Source organism: Pseudomonas umsongensis (genome assembly GCF_012647205.1).
In the GTDB taxonomy this organism is placed as follows: Bacteria; Pseudomonadota; Gammaproteobacteria; order Pseudomonadales; family Pseudomonadaceae; genus Aquipseudomonas; species Aquipseudomonas umsongensis.
Window position 1 is genome coordinate 4,053,258 of sequence record NZ_CP051487.1, and the last position, 13,879, is coordinate 4,067,136.

Annotated in this window: 11 protein-coding genes; 3 read left to right on the forward strand and 8 right to left on the reverse strand. The window is 61.4% G+C overall.

Features of this window, described 5'->3' with window-relative positions:
* Window positions 1–420 precede the first annotated feature (420 nt).
* The 4 genes from HGP31_RS18175 to HGP31_RS18190 all read right to left on the reverse strand — a co-directional run bounded on the left by HGP31_RS18175 (window position 421) and on the right by HGP31_RS18190 (window position 5,569).
* Window positions 421–801, reverse strand: coding sequence for a RidA family protein (locus HGP31_RS18175; RefSeq protein ID WP_033044524.1), 381 nt, complete (start codon window positions 799–801; stop codon window positions 421–423).
* A 97-nt stretch (window positions 802–898) separates the two neighbouring features.
* Entirely contained in the window at window positions 899–3,709 is a 2,811-nt protein-coding gene (locus tag HGP31_RS18180; protein ID WP_020797726.1) for an amino acid adenylation domain-containing protein, read from the reverse strand.
* Between the two features lie 87 nt (window positions 3,710–3,796).
* Window positions 3,797–4,669, reverse strand: a complete 873-nt coding sequence (locus HGP31_RS18185) for a mechanosensitive ion channel family protein (protein WP_033044521.1) — start codon at window positions 4,667–4,669, stop codon at window positions 3,797–3,799.
* Window positions 4,670–4,756: 87 nt separating this feature from the next.
* On the reverse strand, window positions 4,757–5,569 hold the full coding sequence (locus HGP31_RS18190; RefSeq protein ID WP_168758338.1) for an AraC family transcriptional regulator: 813 nt from the start codon (window positions 5,567–5,569) through the stop codon (window positions 4,757–4,759).
* A 131-nt stretch (window positions 5,570–5,700) separates the two neighbouring features.
* Here HGP31_RS18190 and HGP31_RS18195 point away from each other — a divergent pair, with 131 nt between their 5' ends.
* Complete coding sequence (locus HGP31_RS18195; protein ID WP_020797724.1) at window positions 5,701–6,219, forward strand: carboxymuconolactone decarboxylase family protein; 519 nt, start codon at window positions 5,701–5,703, stop codon at window positions 6,217–6,219.
* 27 nt (window positions 6,220–6,246) lie between these two features.
* Entirely contained in the window at window positions 6,247–6,498 is a 252-nt protein-coding gene (gene grxC / locus HGP31_RS18200; RefSeq protein WP_020797723.1) for a glutaredoxin 3, read from the forward strand.
* Between the two features lie 137 nt (window positions 6,499–6,635).
* On the opposite strand, the gene HGP31_RS18205 is transcribed toward grxC, so the two are convergent.
* The 3 genes from HGP31_RS18205 to HGP31_RS18215 are packed head-to-tail and all read right to left on the reverse strand — an operon-like array spanning window position 6,636 to window position 9,615.
* A complete protein-coding gene (locus HGP31_RS18205) occupies window positions 6,636–8,144 on the reverse strand; it encodes a tripartite tricarboxylate transporter permease (protein ID WP_168758339.1) in 1,509 nt (502 codons plus the stop codon).
* Between the two features lie 18 nt (window positions 8,145–8,162).
* On the reverse strand, window positions 8,163–8,648 hold the full coding sequence (locus HGP31_RS18210; protein WP_168758340.1) for a tripartite tricarboxylate transporter TctB family protein: 486 nt from the start codon (window positions 8,646–8,648) through the stop codon (window positions 8,163–8,165).
* A 1-nt stretch (window position 8,649) separates the two neighbouring features.
* Entirely contained in the window at window positions 8,650–9,615 is a 966-nt protein-coding gene (locus tag HGP31_RS18215) for a Bug family tripartite tricarboxylate transporter substrate binding protein (RefSeq protein WP_020797720.1), read from the reverse strand.
* A 258-nt stretch (window positions 9,616–9,873) separates the two neighbouring features.
* On the opposite strand from HGP31_RS18215, the gene HGP31_RS18220 reads away from it, so the two are divergent.
* On the forward strand, window positions 9,874–12,255 hold the full coding sequence (locus tag HGP31_RS18220) for a DUF3772 domain-containing protein (RefSeq protein ID WP_168758341.1): 2,382 nt from the start codon (window positions 9,874–9,876) through the stop codon (window positions 12,253–12,255).
* 113 nt (window positions 12,256–12,368) lie between these two features.
* On the opposite strand, the gene HGP31_RS18225 is transcribed toward HGP31_RS18220, so the two are convergent.
* Window positions 12,369–13,859 (reverse strand): aldehyde dehydrogenase family protein, encoded by a 1,491-nt coding sequence (locus tag HGP31_RS18225; protein ID WP_168758342.1) that lies wholly within the window; start codon window positions 13,857–13,859, stop codon window positions 12,369–12,371.
* Window positions 13,860–13,879 lie beyond the last annotated feature (20 nt).

The following is a 13,879-nucleotide window of genomic DNA, read 5'->3' on the forward strand; positions in this document are numbered from 1 at the left end:
GGACACTAGTGACGCAGAGCGTGGGAACGATCATTGGGGGTAACCGGAAAAGTCAGGTCGGCTTTAAGGCCGCCTCGCTTTGCTGTTGATCGCGGGCGCCCCGTTAACCACGCTGGCCGAACGCAGGCATTGCGCAGTGGGTAAACCGGCAGGACGCCGGTTTAGCCGCGCTGGGCCAGGGATGGCCCATCGCGGCGACCCACGGAGCAATGCCGGAGTGAGGGCATGCCGAGCCTTAGCGAGGCACCGAGTGGTGGGCAAGACCTTTTGGTTCCTTTTGGGGCGTTTGCCAAAAGGGACTCGCCGTAAGGGCGAAACCATAAGTGGCCGTTACCGCAGCAATGGATATGTACCCAATTAAACCGCGTCATCGTTCTTCGCCGGCAAGCCTGGCTCCTACAGAGCGCGCGTGGGATCAGATCAGGCCTTCGCAGCCATCGCCGTAACTTCCACCCGCATGCCCTCAACCGCCAACGACGCCACGCCCACAGCCGCGCGCACGGGCCACGGCTTGGCGAAGAAGCGCTTGTAGACCTCGTTGAAGGCGGCGCGGTCGGCCATGTCGGTGAGGTAGATAGTCAAGTGCAATACGCGGTCCATGGAACTGCCGGCGCGCTCCAGGGCCACTTTCAGCGCCTGCAGGGTGCACTCGCTTTGCAGGGTGATATCGCCCAGTTCAAGGCTGCCATCGGCACGGGTCGGAATCTGGGTGGAGACCAGCATGCCGGCGAAACCGGCGACGTCGGAGGAGATGGAGTCCGCATCGGGATCGGGAACGAAGGTCAGGTCTTGGTTAGCCATGGGGGTCTCTTGTTTGAGGTGGTAAGGCGGCGGCGCAAGCATGTCAGCCGCGGCATTCATGCGGCAACGCCTGTTGCGCCGCCAGTTTACGGAACCCTCACGCCACCCGCTCGACTTTATCCGCGCGACGTTTCTTGGCATCAAAGTTGCCACGCATCAATACCCAGCGCACGACCTTGTTCCAGGCATAAGCCACCACGACACCACCGACGACGGCGAAAACCACCCCGAGCAGCGGATAATCGCCGATGCGCCGGGCCACCGACAGGAACTGGAAGTGCGTCAGGTAGATATACAGTGTCGAGGAGGCAATCAATGCCATGCCCCTCGCCATCAGGCCGGGCACGGGAATGGAGCGGACCCAGATCACCAGGAGAGCGGCAGGCACGGCGATATCGATATGGCTCCAGACGTCGGCAGCGAGGGGTCCAAACCCCAGCATTGCCTGCATGTCCTGCCAACCTACCACCACGATGGCAACCAGCGTGACGATCCACTTCTGGGTAGTCGAATTGGCACTGTGAATGGCCATTCCGAGCACCATGATCGCCAGGTAATGCTGTGGCACCCGATTGAACAGCGCGCTTGCATCGAACACATAGCGACTGATCAGCACGTCAGCCACCGCCAACACGCAAGTCGCAATGACGAAACAGCGAAACGGGTCGGCACTGATGATGTTCCTGACGCGCTCGAACGACAGGACGAACCCGATGATCAGCAGCATCTGCACCAATACTTCGATGTACCAATAGACGAAGTTGCCGATCAGGTTCGGCGAATACCAATTGGAAATCAGCAGCAAGGATTGCCAATGCACCTTATCGAACAGCACCTGCACCAACACCGTGTACAGGATCGTGGGCACCGCGATACTGGCAACGGACTTGACCAGCGTGCGCACGCTGCCGGACTCCTTGATGGCCTTGAATTGAAACCTTGCCAGGCTGAGCCCGGAAACCAGGAACAAGGCCATTGTTTCGCCGAACATCGGCCAATGTTCAACGACCTGGAAATGCCCCATCACAATCAACACGATGGAAACCACGCGTAAAAACACCGGCACTTCCATTGCCCGTATCGAAAACCTCGAGGCCTTGGTGTCGCTGGCCAGTTCACACAACTCGAGTACCGGGATCATTTCCCATTGATCGGGCAGATGACCGATAAGCTCTTCCAGCACCATTGACGCCTGAACGAACGAGAGTGAGTCCCCGCCCAGCTCCACGAACGTCAACGCTGGATCGATGCGCGGCACTTCAAGAATTTCCGCCCATGCCTGGCTCAACTTGAGCGCCAGCGGCGACAGGTCTTGGCTGCTATTGACCGGTGCCGCCTGTTTATCGACAAGCGCTTGCAACGCCCGCTTGTCGATTTTGCCGTTCGGCGTCAGTGGAATCGCCTCCACGAACACGAACAAGGCCGGCACCATGTAGTCCGGCAACTGCTGCCCCACCTGTTCACGCAGCTCAGCCGATGCAACAGGCTTGGCGCAAACGCAACAGGCCACCAGTTTCACGTTCGAACGGTCGTTGTTGGCCAGCACCACGCACTGTTTGATCCGCGGATGCCTTGAGATCGACGCTTCGATTTCGGCCAGCTCGATGCGATGGCCGCGAATCTTCACCTGGCTATCGCCGCGCCCGCGGAACATGACACTGCCATCGGCCAGGTAAGTGCCCAGGTCGCCGGTCCGATAGCAGATATCACCCTCGGCATGGGTGAAGGGGTTGACCACGAATTTTTCCCGGGTGAGTGCTGCGTCGCCGTAGTACCCCAGGGACAGATACGGGCTGCGGATCAGGATTTCCCCGACCTGGCCTTCGCCGACCAATTGATTGGCTTCATTGACCAGCAACAGTTGCGCGCCCTCGATTCCTTTGCCCAGAGGGATTTTGGCATTGTCGAGCGCAGGATCGAGTTGATGGTAAGCCATCGCCTGCGGCGTTTCGGTCGTGCCGTAGAAGTTGACGCTGACGGCGTTGGGCGCGATGGCGCGTATTTGCTCGTAAAGGGTGCTGCTCAAGGCATCGCCACCCCAAAACAGATAGCGCAGCGCGTTGAACTGCAAGCCACTGATTTTCGCGCCGGTTTCAATGAGTTTGCCCAAGGGCGGCGTGAGGTGAATGACGGTGATCCCATGCTGGTGTATCCACCTCGCCAAGGCGGCTGGATCGATCACGGTCGACTGGGCCGGGATGATGACTTTTGCGCCAATGGAGAGCGGCGTGAACACATCCCTGTAGACCGGGTCGTGGCCCAGCCCCGACAGCAGGGAAAAACAACTGTCCCTGGTCAATGAGTGACGTTGGCTATGCCATTCGATGAAATGAACCAGGGGCGAGTGATGGGTGACGATGCCTTTCGGCTCACCGGTACTGCCCGAAGTGAAGGTGATATAGGCCGGGTCTCCAGGGTTTACCTCGGGCAAGGCCTTTGGCTCGACGGCGAACGCCTTGAGCGCGTCGGTGGGCATTTCCGGTATGTCGACCACGCGTACGACGGACCCGCGTTGGGGATCTGGCTCATAGGTGGCCTCGCCGCAGACCAGGACAAAGGTCGGCTTGAGCGCCTGGATGATCTGTTCGATGCGCGCACGGGGATAGGCCATATCGGCCACGGTGAACGTCAAGCCGGCCCGTGAGGCACCGAGCATGGCGTAGACCAGGCCGGCACAGCGACTGGAGACGATCACGACCCGATCGGATGCGCTCGCGCCCTGTTCCAGCAGAAAGCAGGCAAGGCGCTGGCTTATCGTCTCCAGCTCACCGTAGCTACACGTGGCCTCTTGCGAAACCACGGCCACGGTATCGGGGGTACGTCCAGCGTGTTGCAGGAAGTCCATGAATATCGGACGTTCGACGCAATACGCCAGTTCCAGCGTCGGGTTTGGGCGCGCATCCTGCATGTTATTGATTGACTCCCCATGGCCTGTAAGACACAACGGCAGGCCCATGGCGGCCTGTCTGGAAAGACCGCCCCGAGCCCTGCTCACTCATTGTTTTGTCATCGCCTGCGGTAACGCGGCGCCTTGCTGGAAGATCACCGTCTGCGCTGGCATTGGGGCCGGGAAGCCGGCTTCGCCGAGGGCATCCTTGATGGTGCGGTTGGTATCGAAATACACCTGCCAGTAATGTTCATTGTGGCAATAAGGCCGCACCGCCAGTACCGGGCCGACCAGGTTGAACTCGAGAATTTCCACATCCACGGCCGGCTCGGCCAGCACATTGGGGATGGCCGCGATGCGCTCCTTGAGCAAGGCCGCCGCCGCTTTCCAGTCGGCCGCGCCAGACAATTGCGCCTTCAGTTCGACACGACGGAACATATTGTGGGAGAAGTTCTGGATGTTATCGCTGAAGATCTTGTTGTTGCCGACCAGGGTCAGCACGTTGTCCGGGGTATTGATCGCCGTCGCGAACAGGCCGATCTCGGTGACGGTACCGACCACTCCGCCCGCACTGATGAAGTCACCGACCTTGAATGGACGCAACACAATGATGAAGGCGCCGGCCGCCAGGTTGGCCAGCAGCCCGGACCAGGCCATGCCGATCGCCAGGCCGACGGCGGCCAGCAGCGCCGCGAACGTGGTGGTCTGCATGCCGAGGTAGCCGAGGATGCCGATCACCAGAATGATGTTCAGCGTCACGGTGATCGCCGAGCCCACATAGCGCAGCACGGTCGGATCAACCTTCTGCTTGCCCAAGGCCTTCTGCACCATGCCGACGGCAAAGCCGATCAGCCAGCGTCCGACAATCCAGAAGGCGATGGCGGTCAGCAGCTTGACCGCGAATGCGGCGCCGTAGGCCTGTACCACGGCAATCAGGGCATTGAACTTCTGGGTGGTCACGTTAACGATTGTCTCGTCCATGGCAGAGGCTCGCAAATGAGAGATTCACCCCAAGACGCTAGCACAGCTCCCATGGCCCGCCAGTCCGCCGCCGCAGGTCCTGCACCTTTATCCTCGCCATTGCCGGGGACTGACCCCGGTCTTGCGACGAAAAGCCCGGGCCAGTGCCGAAGGGCTTTCATACCCGACCTCTTCGGCGATCAAGGCAATGGGCTTGCCTTCACGCAGGCGCTTTTGCGCCAGGCTAATACGCCAGCTCACCAGATAATCCACTGGGGCCTGCCCGACCACCCGTTTGAAGTGCTCGGCGAAACTGGCCCGGGACATGTTGGCCGCCACCGACAGTTCGGCCACGCTCCAGGCCTTGCCGGGCGTCTCGTGCATGAGGTTCAAGGGCCGCGCCAGGCGAGGATCGGCAAGACCGGCCATCATGCCGGGCTGCTGATTGCGACTGCTCAGGATGTGCCGCAACAACAGGATCACCACCAGCTCGAACAGCCGATCCATCACCGCCTCGCGACCGCAGGTACCGTCGAAGGCTTCGTTGAACAACCATTGCAACGTGTTGGCCAGGGCCGGGATTTCATCCAGTTTCAGCACCAGGTAATCCGGCAGCGCCATGGCGAGGGCGTTACCCGCGCCGCCGTCGAAGTCCAGGGTCGCGCATACCAGTTGCGTATCGCCGTCCTGTGGGGCAAGCAGGCGGTGGCGATACGGCCGGGGGAAAAACATCAGCGTCGGTTCGGTGATGTGCAGCTCACGGTCATCCGCGAGCCTGAGGGACAACTCGCCCGCCTGGAGCAAATGCAAATGACCGCAGGCCTGGCGGCCATCGAACGCTGTCGTGCCGCAAAACGCACCGCTGTGAAAGGTCCCGGCATTGACACCGAAATGCGCAAGCAAGGTGGACAGGCGATCCATGAAGGCCCCCGGCAGCAGTTCTGGACGATCTGTCGCATATCGTCGACGATTTGCACCCAATAGGCCAGCCCGAATCATTAGCATCCACTCCGTACCCAGCGCTTGTCGCGCATCAACCACGGAGAATCACCATGCCACGCATCAACCCTGTCAGCCTCGAACACGCCGCCGAGAACTCCCGCCCATTGCTCGACGGCGTACAGAAGAAAATCGGCTTCCTGCCCAACGTGTTCCGGGTCCTGGCCCACGCCCCCGCGGTACTGGCCTCCTACCTGCAGAACTCGGCGGCATTGACGAAGACGTCCTTGAGCGCCAAACAGAAGGAAGCGATTTTCCTCGCCACCTCCCAGGTCAACGGCTGCGACTACTGCCTCGCGGCGCACACGCTGTTTGCCGGTAAGGCGGGGCTTTCCAGCGAGGAGATACTCAGTGCCCGTGAAGGCCAGCTCGATGCCTACGCGTTGCTCGCCCGGCAAATCACCGAAAGTCGTGGCCACTTGGGCAGCGAGCAAATTGCCGCGGCCCGCGCCGCTGGCATCGATGACGCGAAAATCGTCGAAGTGGTCGCCCATGTCGCTTCGCAGACGCTGACCAACTACCTGAACAACGTCGCCCTGACCGAGATCGACTTTCCGGCTATCGACGCCTGAACCACTCTGCTGCAGAGGAAAAATTTCATGAAGACGGTAACCCTGTACACCACCGACACCTGCCCGTACTGCCGCAGCGCCAAGGCGTTACTGGCCGGCAAAGGCGTGACACCGCAGGAGATCGACGTTCAGCGCACGCCCGGCAAACTCGAAGAAATGCTCAGTCGCAGCGGCCGGCGCAGCGTGCCGCAGATTTTCTTCGGCGACACGCACATCGGCGGCTTCGACGACCTGGCCAAACTGGACCGCCAGGGTGCCCTGATGTCCATGCTGGCCTGATCCCCTGTTCGTAGGGAGCGAGCATGCTCCAGGCGGCGTTCCGACGATGGTCGTCAACGATGACGCGGGAAGCCTGGCCCCCCGTGGCGCTCTCAGGTTCATCGCGAGCATGCTCGCTCCTACAGGGGACCGACATCTCAGTCATCCTCATGCAACTTGATACCACGTGCATGCAACAGCGGTGGCACCACCAGCACCAACAGCGTCAGGGCCATGAAAACCGCCGAGATGGGCTGGGTCAGGAAAATCGTCCAGTCGCCCTCACTGATCGACAAGGCGTTGCGCAACTGTTTCTCGGCCATCGGGCCGAGCAGCATGCCGACAATCACCGGCGCCACCGGGAAGTCGAAGCGCCGCATCAGCACCCCAGCCCAACCGATGGCCAGCATCAGCAGCAGGTCAAAGGAAGAATGACGCATGCCGTAGACGCCAATGGTGGCGAACACCAGGATCCCGGCGTTGAGGTAAGGCCGGGGGATCTGCAGCAACTTGACCCACAGGCCCACCAACGGCAGGTTCAATATCAGCAGGATGACGTTGCCGATGTACAGCGAGGCCACCAGGGTCCAGACCAGGTCGGCGGAGGTTTCGAAGAGCATCGGCCCAGGTTGCAGTTTGTAGTTCTGGAACGCCGCCAACAGGATCGCCGCCGTGGCGGACGTGGGGATGCCCAGGGTCAGTAATGGCACCAACGAGCCGGTGGCACTCGCATTGTTGGCCGCTTCCGGGCCGGCCACCCCCTCGATGGCGCCCTCGCCTTTGTTGGCCGAAAACTCTTTCGGGTATTTGCTCAGCTTGCGTTCGGTGGAATAGGACAGAAAGGTCGGGATCTCTGCGCCGCCAGCCGGAATCGAGCCGAACGGGAAACCGATCAGCGTGCCCCGCAGCCACGCAGGCACCGAGCGTTTCCAGTCGGCGCGGGTCATCCACAACGACGTCAGGCGATGCCGTCCCTCCGCCTGCTCGGTTTGATAAAGCAGGCTGTACAGGGCTTCGCCGACCGCGAACAAACCGACCGCCACCAGCACCACCTCGATGCCATCCACCAGTTCGGGTACGCCCAGGGTGTAGCGGGCAATGCCCGACGTCGAATCGAGGCCGATCAGGCCGATGGTCAATCCGATCCCCAGTGACGCAAAGCCACGAAGCATGGAGGCGCCGAGGACCGCCGACACCGTGGTGAAGGACAGCACCAGGATCGCGAAATATTCCGCCGGCCCGAAATTCAGCGCCAACCTGGCCACCACCGGTGCGAACAGGGTCAGCAGGACGGTGGCAATGGTGCCGGCCACGAACGAACCGATCGCCGCCGTGGCCAGCGCCGGCCCTGCCCGGCCATTGCGCGCCATGAGGTTGCCTTCCAGCGCCGTGACCATGGACGAGGACTCACCGGGCGTATTGAGCAGGATCGAGGTGGTGGAACCGCCGAACTGCGCGCCGTAGTAGATCCCGGCGAACATGATCAGGGCGCCCGTGGGGTCGACCTTGGCGGTGATCGGCAACAACAAGGCCACCGTCAGCGCCGGCCCGATGCCCGGCAATACGCCAATGGCGGTGCCCAGCAGACAGCCGATAAAGCCCCACAGCAGATTGATCGGCGTCAGCGCTGCGGAAAAACCCATCGCCAGGTTGGCGAGAATGTCCATGCTGTCGATCTCCTTGGATCAGATCCAGGCGTTGACCAGCGGCGGCAGGGAGACGCCCAGCCCGGCATTGAACAACCAATAGATCGGCAGGGTCAGGGCCATGCCGATGGCCAGGTCGCGCAGCGGATGACGACTGCCAAAGCCCCGCGCCGAACAGGCAAACAGCAAGCCGGCCGCCAGCACGAAACCGATAAGGTTGATGAGCACGGCCACACCGATCAAGCCTGCGGTGACCCAGGCCGCGCCGGCCTTGCCGCCCGCCACGGTGTGGGTCTGTTCGTTATCCAGTTCGCGAAAACCGCCACTCACCGCCTGAAAACTCAACAACACGCCCACCGCCCCCAGAAACCCCGCGACCACCCAGGGGTAGACATAGGCCGGCAGTATTACGAAGCCCATCTCAGGAGGAAAGCGCCAGGCACCCACCGCCAGCACAAGGCTGAGGACAATCAGGCCAATGCCGATGGCCAGTTGGGCAGCCACCCCTTTGCGCGATCCGGCCATTTCAAAGCAACCCGACCTTGACCAGCATCGCGCGCAACCGCACGTGTTCTTCGTCGACGAATTTACCGAAGTCATCACCGGTCAGCACGCTCTCCGTCCAGGCGTTGGTCTTGATGTTGTCCTGCCAGACTTTGCTCCGGGAAGCGGCAACCACCGCGTCAGTCACTTCCTTGCGTTGCTCGGGCGTGAGGCCCGCGGCGCCATAGACACCACGCCAGTTGCCGATAACCACGTCGTAGCCACTTTCCTTGAGGGTGGGGGCATCGATCCCGGGCACGCGCTCAGGGGCACCGATGGCGAGCACGCGGAACTGGCCATTCTTGATGTATTGACCCAGTTCGGCGTAACCGCCGGTGATCACCTTGATCTGGCCGCCCAGGGCCTGGGCAACGATTTCACCGCCACCACCGGTGGCGATGTAATTCACCTTGTTGACCGGCACATCCAGCTTGCCGGCCAGTTCAGCAATGCCGATATGGTCGATCGAGCCTTTAGAGCCACCGCCAAAGGTAACGCTGGTGGGCTTGGCCTTGAAGTCCTTGATCAGGTCATCGAGGGTCTTGTACGGCGAGTCCTTGCGCACCGCGATCACGTTGTATTCGGTAAACAGGCGGGCAATCGGCGTCACGTCTTTCAAGCTGATTTGCGGTTTGTTCTGTTCAATGCCCGCAACCATGATCGCCCCGACCACCAGCAACGCATTCGGGTCGCCCTTGGTGCTGTTGGCAAACTGCGCCAGCCCTAGCGTACCGCCCGCGCCACCCTTGTTCTCAAAGGTGACGGATTTGGCCGCATTGGCCTCAATCAGGGCTTTGCCGAGCACCCGAGCCGTCTGGTCATAGCCGCCACCCACCGAACCGGGGGCCATGAACTTGACGGTATCCAGCGCGAAGGCCGGGGAGCAAAGCGTGGCAGCGGTAATGCCGACCAACAGACTACGGCTGAAGCTACGGATCAAAGCGGACATGCGCACCTCCTGAGTACCTTGTTTTTATGGGTGCCATTTGCACATGTGCAGTAAACGCCTGCGCGACGACATCCGGCCTGCCAACAAGCGTAGGCCATGACGCCGTTGATCGGGCAGTTTTAACTCGTTGACCTTATTCATGGTCGCCTCGCGCCTACATATGAAGGCGCCAGGCACATCCGTCCAAAAAAAGCTCGATTGCCCCCATCATGACCTAACCTCATAGGCGCAATGACTATCAACCAGTCGAGCACGCCCATGCGTTATGCATTGAAGCTAGTGATCCTCATCGCTTTCGCGCTGCTGGGGCCGAGCGTCGGATGGCTGTCGGCGGCGCCCATGTCCGATGCCCCCGTCACCGCCCAGCCCCTCCCGTCCGCCAGCGTTTCCGACAGCGAGCTGGAGGCGTTGCTGGGCCAACTCAGCAGTTTCAAACAGCAGGTTTCACAGGCCAGCAATTACAGCCAGCTTGAAGGCCCGCAGGACCTGGTTCAGGCACTCATCAAGGAGGTCGATCGCCTGACGACGCTGCTGCTGCCCGAGCAGGCTCAGCTGCAGGCGCAATTGGGCGTGCTGGGACCCGCGCCACCGGATGCCACGCCCGAGAAATCCGACATCGCCCTGCAAAGAGCCACCCTGACGGGTCAAAAAGCCCTGGTCGACGCCAAACTGAAATCCCTGGCAACGCTTAAAAGCAGCGCGGCGGAATTGCTGATCCAGATTGCCGCCATTCGCCGCAGCCTGCTGGAATCCGAAGTGACCCAGCGGACCCGCAGCGTGCTCAATCCCTGGTTCTGGGCAACATTGTTCAATCCGCCAGAGGATGACCGGCAAAAATTCAACGCATTCCTCCAGCAGATCGGCGCCACGCTTGGCGCCACCTGGCGACCGGGCGAACGCCTGTTGACCAGCTTTTTAATCGTCATGGCCCTGGTTTTCTGGATCTTCGGTCGGAGGGTGGCCGAGCGCGGGCTGACCTGGCTGTGCATTCACCGGATGCCGGAAGGACGCCTGCGACGCAGCACCCTTGCGCTTTCATCGGTGGTGGCCACGATCCTGTCTGCCTGGATCGCCCTGCAGTTGCTGTTTTTTACCGTCACCCGCGAGCTGCCCCTGACGCCGCAACTCACAGGGTTTTCCCAGGATTTTGAAAAGATCGTCTATACCTGCGTGCTGATTACCGGCCTGAGTCGCGCACTGCTATCCACGCAGCACCCTTCATGGCGCCTGCCGGCCTTTGCCGATCCGCTCGCCCTGGCGATCAAACCCTACCCCACACGCCTGGCCCTGGCATTGCTTGTGCTGGTGTCGCTGGCGCAGATAACCAATGTCACTGGCATGACCCCGGGGCTGGTGATCTCGGTCCGTGGCCTGGTCGCATTGATCGTCTCGGCCATGATCGCCATGCTGCTGTTGCGCGTTAACAAAACCCGCCGGGACATGGTCGCGGCGGGCATTGCCCCCGAAGCGGGGCGGACGTTGGCCGGGATGATCTATGCCTTCGCCAGCATCGCGATCGCGATTTCCCTCCTCGCCCTGCTCACCGGCTACATATCGCTCTCGCGGTTCATCACCTACGAACTGGTGTGGTTTTTCATCATATTCGCCGGCTTCTATTTGCTGACCCAGCTGTTCAAGGACGGCTGCGAACACCTGTTTTCCCCCCGCCACTCCACCGGCAAGACCCTCAAGCAGCTGCTGGGCATTGGCAATACGCGGCTGGAACAGATTTCGGTCATCCTGTCCGGTGCCGGTCGCGCCGCACTGTTGCTGATAGCGCTGATCACCTTGATAGTGGGCGGGATCGGCTCGACGCTCGAACAACTGGCCACCAACATCCTCGCCATGCTCGGCGGCGACGGCCTGCGCAAACTGAACATCGTCCCGGCCAACCTGTTGCATGCCGTGCTCGCCGTGGTCATCGGCCTCTACCTGATTCGTTCGCTGCGGCGCTGGCTGGACGACGAGTTCCTGCCGAAAACCGAAATGGACCCCGGCATGTGTGCCTCGCTCAGCACGCTGTTCTCCAACATCGGCTATGCCTTGGTGCTCCTGCTGACCCTGTCATCGCTGGGGGTCCAATGGACCAACCTGGCCTGGATCGTCAGCGCCCTGTCAGTGGGCATCGGCTTCGGCCTGCAGGAGATCGTCAAGAATTTCGTTTCCGGCATCATCCTCTTGACCGAACGCCCGGTGAAAGTCGGCGACCTGATCAGCATCAGCGGGGTCGAAGGCGACATCCGCCGGATCAACGTGCGGGCCACGGAAATACAGCTGGCCGACCGCTCGATCGTGATCGTGCCCAACTCGCAGTTGATCTCGCAGAACCTGCGCAACGTCACCCTGGGTGGCAGCGCCCAGGGGGTGGCGACACTTGAACTGATGTTCCCGCTGGACATCGACCCCGAGCAAGTGCGCAACCTGCTGTACGAGACCTTCAGCGAGCACGAGACCATTCTGGAAAAACCGGCGCCGGTGGTGCGCTTCAGCCAACTCAAACCGGAGGGCATTACCCTGACCGTCACCGGTTACGTCAACAGCCCGCGCATGGTCACTGCAATCAAGAGCGAGCTGTTGTTCGAGATTCTCAAGCGGCTGGGTGCCGCCGGGATAGAACTGGCGAAACCGCCAACAGCGTAACGCGAATGCCTTTGTAGGAGCTACCGAGTGAAACGAGGCTGCGATCTTTTGATTTTGCATTTAACAATCAAAAGATCGCAGCCTCGTTTCACTCGTCAGCTCCTACGGGTTGATCAGTGAGCGATGCACACCGATTTCAGCTCGGTATAGGCCTCGATCACCGCACGACCAAACTCACGGCCCATGCCCGACTGCTTGACGCCACCGAACGGCATCGCCGGGTCGAGCAATACGTGGGCATTGACCCATACCGTACCGGCTTCGATACGCGGCACCAGGTTCATGGCCTTGCCCAGGTCGTTGGTCCACAGGCTGGCGGCCAGCCCGTAGCGGTTGTCGTTGGCCAGTGCGATGACGGCGTCTTCATCGTCGAACAGCATCACTCCCAGCACCGGACCGAACACCTCCTCGCGCGCCACGGCCATGCTGTGGTCAATGTCGGCGAGGATGGTCGGCTGGACAAAGAACCCCTCGCCTTCCAGCAACTCGCCGCCCGCCACCACCCGCGCACCTTCCTGGCGGGCCAGCTCAATGTGCTTGAGCACGCTCTGCTGTTGCTTGCGCGACACCAGTGGGTTGATCGCCGCCTCGCAGTTCATGCCCGCGCCAATCGGCATCGCCGAGACCGCCGCCGCCAGGGCTTCGACGAATTTGTCGTGGATTGAGCGATGCACGTAGAAACGCGAAGCCGCCGCACACACCTGGCCATTGTTCAGCAAGCCACCGACGATCGCGCCCTGCACGGCTTTTTCGATGTCGGCATCGGCGAGCACGATCATCGGGTTCTTGCCGCCCAGCTCCAGGGAGAAACGTGTCATGTTTTCCATGCACGCCACGCCGACGCTCTTGCCCACGGCGGTGGATCCGGTGAACGACACCTTGCTCACCAGTGGGTGCGCGGTCAGCACGCCGCCGACCGAGGCACCGCCGCCGGTCACCACGTTGAACACACCCGCCGGAATGCCCGCTTCAAGGGCCAGCTCGGCCAGGCGCATGGCGGTCAATGGGGTTTCCATCGCCGGCTTGATGATCACCGTGCAACCGGTGGCCAGCGCCGGCATCAGTTTCCAGGCGGCGATCAGCAGCGGGAAGTTCCACGGCACAATGCCGACCACGACCCCCACTGGCTCACGCTTGGTGAACGCCGTGAATTTGGCACCCGGCGGCAGCGGGATCGATACATCGAAGGTCTGCCCTTCGATCTTGGTCGCCCAGCCGGACATGTAGCGCATGAACTCCACCGTGGCGTTCAGGTCCAGCGCGCGGGCCATGTTGATCGACTTGCCCTGGCTCAGGGTTTCCAGCTGCGCCAGCTCTTCGGCATGCTCCTCCACCAGGCGGGTGAAGTTCAGCAGGATGCGCTCGCGGTCCGCTGGACGCAGGCCCGACCACACGCCCGACTTGAAAGCCTGGTGCGACGATTGCACGGCGCGCTCGACGATCTCCAGGGGCGCGTCGAGGGTTTCGCACAGGGTTTGCCCGGTGGCCGGGTTGACCACTGCAATGGTCTGACCTTCGGCAAACACCCACTGGCCATCGATAAAGCAGCCGTGTTGGCGATCGAGGAATGCAGCAACCTGCGGCAGAATTTCAACGTTGCTCATAAATCACCTTTGAATTCAGA

Excerpts from the sequence above, each read along its gene's own strand:
- HGP31_RS18225 (WP_168758342.1), bottom strand. The coding sequence starts at position 13,859 with ATGAGCAACGTTGAAATTCTGCCGCAGGTTGCTGCATTCCTCGATCGC.
- HGP31_RS18185 (WP_033044521.1), bottom strand. The coding sequence starts at position 4,669 with ATGGACGAGACAATCGTTAACGTGACCACCCAGAAGTTCAATGCCCTG.
- HGP31_RS18190 (WP_168758338.1), bottom strand. The coding sequence starts at position 5,569 with ATGGATCGCCTGTCCACCTTGCTTGCGCATTTCGGTGTCAATGCCGGG.
- HGP31_RS18220 (WP_168758341.1), top strand. The coding sequence starts at position 9,874 with ATGCGTTATGCATTGAAGCTAGTGATCCTCATCGCTTTCGCGCTGCTG.
- HGP31_RS18180 (WP_020797726.1), bottom strand. The coding sequence starts at position 3,709 with ATGCAGGATGCGCGCCCAAACCCGACGCTGGAACTGGCGTATTGCGTC.
- HGP31_RS18210 (WP_168758340.1), bottom strand. The coding sequence starts at position 8,648 with ATGGCCGGATCGCGCAAAGGGGTGGCTGCCCAACTGGCCATCGGCATT.
- HGP31_RS18205 (WP_168758339.1), bottom strand. The coding sequence starts at position 8,144 with ATGGACATTCTCGCCAACCTGGCGATGGGTTTTTCCGCAGCGCTGACG.
- grxC (WP_020797723.1), top strand. The coding sequence starts at position 6,247 with ATGAAGACGGTAACCCTGTACACCACCGACACCTGCCCGTACTGCCGC.
- HGP31_RS18215 (WP_020797720.1), bottom strand. The coding sequence starts at position 9,615 with ATGTCCGCTTTGATCCGTAGCTTCAGCCGTAGTCTGTTGGTCGGCATT.
- HGP31_RS18195 (WP_020797724.1), top strand. The coding sequence starts at position 5,701 with ATGCCACGCATCAACCCTGTCAGCCTCGAACACGCCGCCGAGAACTCC.
- HGP31_RS18175 (WP_033044524.1), bottom strand. The coding sequence starts at position 801 with ATGGCTAACCAAGACCTGACCTTCGTTCCCGATCCCGATGCGGACTCC.